This window comes from Pseudoalteromonas luteoviolacea S2607, assembly GCF_001625575.1.
Taxonomy (GTDB): Bacteria; Pseudomonadota; Gammaproteobacteria; order Enterobacterales; family Alteromonadaceae; genus Pseudoalteromonas; species Pseudoalteromonas luteoviolacea_E.
In genome coordinates, this window is sequence record NZ_AUXV01000047.1 from 1 (window position 1) to 2,304 (window position 2,304).

2 protein-coding genes are annotated in these 2,304 nt (G+C 43.4%); both read left to right on the forward strand.

Annotated elements, in window-relative coordinates; translation table 11 throughout:
• The coding region (locus N480_RS17045; protein ID WP_155732883.1) for a KR domain-containing protein at positions 1-993 on the forward strand (993 nt) is incomplete at its 5' end.
• A gap of 20 nt (positions 994-1,013) precedes the next feature.
• The coding region (locus N480_RS17050; protein ID WP_231102276.1) for a condensation domain-containing protein at positions 1,014-2,304 on the forward strand (1,291 nt) is incomplete at its 3' end.

Here is a 2,304-nt window from a genome sequence, read left to right on the forward strand (position 1 = left end):
TTGATAGACAGTGGACAGGTGGTTGTTAAGCAGGCTGATGTGTGTGATCTAACGCAGATGCAGGCATTACTCACTTGGATCAAGCATCAATATGGAGGCTTAACGGGCGTTCTGCATGCAGCAGGGCAAACAGGAAAGGCCGTAGCAGTTACCGTTGATAAGTTTGAGCGAGAAGAGAGTCTCGACAACGACCCTAAGATACAAGGGACGTTAAACCTCTACGCTCTGTTAGAGCGAGAAGCGGTCGAATTTGTAACGCTTTTTTCTTCAATTTCTGTGCATGTAGGTGGCCCTGGATACATTAAGTATGCAGCTGCAAATCAATTTATGAGTAATCTAGCAATGTTGGCAAACTCAAGGGGACACGAGCACTGGTTGTCAATTGAGTGGGATACTTGGCTAACGTCTAATGAGCAAGAAATTAAGCATCTTTCACGTTCAATCCCGGCCATGGCGACTCAAGATGCCTGCGTTGCTTTGGATTGGGCTTTACAGGTTAAACAGCTAGGCCAAGTTGTCGTGTCTGTAGCCGATTTAACAAAACGAATTCAAACAGCAGCTTTGGCTCCACAGGCTAAATCCAGAAAACAAGTGTCTGTGACCAGACGGGTTGGACTACCGGCCTATGTACCACCTCGTAGCGAATATGAAACAACGGTAGTAGAGGTATGGCAAAACTATTTTACTGACTGTGAAATAGGTATGCATGACGATTTTTTCGAGCTAGGAGGCGATTCCTTGATGGCTCTGAGGATTTGCAGCGAACTGTCAGAAAAGCTGCAACTCGTTGTGAATGTTGCAGACATGATTGAACATCCGACTGTTGGAGGACTTGCTGAAGCTATAGAGGAAAAAGTAAAAATGGCTTCGCAATCTGCAAAAGATCAGGGTGATTTATCCGTTGAACAACACGAAGGTTTAGAAGACCAGATTGCTGAATTAACAGATGAAGAAGTTCAAGCAATGCTTGATGAAATTATGACAAATGGGTAATGAGTAAGGTAACTATGACAATGGAATCATCTAAACTAGAGCACCTTTCTAGTGAACAAAAAAGACAACTACTAGCAAAGTTATTGAAAGAAAAGCAGCTCAAATCATACCCTTGTTCATATGGTCAGCAGCGACTATGGTTTATCAGTGCAATGCAGCAAAATAGCTCTGCGTATAACATTTCTGCACTATTCGATCTACGGGGCTCTGTAGACCCCGTACTCGTGGAAGAAAGTTTTAAATCGGTTGTAGCACGTCATGACGCATTACGAACTTCATTTAAGCAAGTTGGAAACGAAGTAAAGCAACAAGTTCATCAACAGTTCTCTGGGTTGTTTGAATTTATAGACTTAACCGAAGTCAACGATCAAGACAAAGCGTTGGAGCTAGAAGTCGCTAGTTTAACTGGATATGAGTTTGATTTAACTCGTGCACCGTTGACTAAAATTAAGCTTATCCAGTTGGGTGAGAAGCATTTTAGTCTAGCGCTTGTTATTCATCATATTATCTCGGACGGGTGGTCCGTAAACTTGATAATGCAGGAGTTTGTAGCTTTTTATCAGGCGTTGTCTCACGGTGAAGAGGCTCAATTAGCCCCGCTGCAAAAGCAATACCCGCAATTAATTGAAGAGCAGCAAGCGCAATCGAATCAGCTAGACGAATCTTTGGCATATTGGCTTGATGAAATGCACGATGCGCCAGCACTTTTGGAGTTACCGACCGACTACTCTAGACCCCCGTTGCAATCGTCAAATGGCGGGAGTCACCATTTTCAAGTGACTGACGATGTTATTACTCCTCTAAGAGCGATCTCAAAACAAAGCAAAACGACATTGCACAACTCGCTACTGACTGCGTTTTATATGTTGCTTAACGCCTATAGCGGCCAACAAGATATTATAATCGGCTTGCCTGTGGCTGGTCGATATGACCGGTTACAAGAGCAGTTGGTTGGTTTTTTCGTCAACAATATCGCGCTACGGAACAAGGTGGTGGGGAATGAGAGTTTCTTAACGCATCTGCATCGAATTAAAGACAGTACTTTACAGGGCTATCGTCATCAGAGTTTGCCATTTGATCGCCTAGTGGAAGAGGTTAACCCAGAACGTAGCTTAGCGTATACCCCTATCTTTCAAGTCATGTTCGTTTGGCAGGTGACGGGTGATACAACATTATCCTTGCCAGGTTTAGATGTAAGCGAGCGTCATACTCATAACAATACTGCTAAATTTGATCTGGTGCTGTTTATTTCAGAAACATCTCGAGGGATTGAAGCGCGAATTGAATATCGCAGCGATCTATTTAAAGCCA